This window comes from Achromobacter sp. SIMBA_011, from assembly GCF_046535435.1.
GTDB classification, from domain to species: domain Bacteria; phylum Pseudomonadota; class Gammaproteobacteria; order Burkholderiales; family Burkholderiaceae_B; genus Achromobacter; species Achromobacter dolens.
The window spans coordinates 1-237 of record NZ_JAWRWN010001197.1 but is presented as its reverse complement, the minus strand read 5'-3'; the positions used below and the strand labels follow the sequence as shown (position 1 = coordinate 237).

Sequence of the window (237 nt, the reverse complement as noted above, 5' to 3'; positions counted from 1 at the left end):
GCCCGCGGCCAGGATCGCCGACAACACGGGGCCGAGCTCGCGGATCACCGACAGCCCGAGGATGTTCACGATGTAGCGGTTCGCGCCGAACATCTGCAGCTGCTGCGCGGACAGATAGCTGAGCACGATGCCGATCAGGAACGCGACCAGCGCGGTGATCGGCAGCGCCTGCGCGCCGGCGCTGTAGATGTTCGCCGAGGTTTCCTTCCACGGCATCGTCTGCGGCCGGCGCAGCAC

General features: G+C 67.9%; 1 protein-coding gene. It reads right to left on the bottom strand.

All coding sequences use genetic code 11. The features are described from left to right. A partial coding sequence (locus SB816_RS34840) for an MlaE family ABC transporter permease (RefSeq protein WP_410548605.1) occupies nucleotides 1-237 on the bottom strand: 237 nt, incomplete at both ends.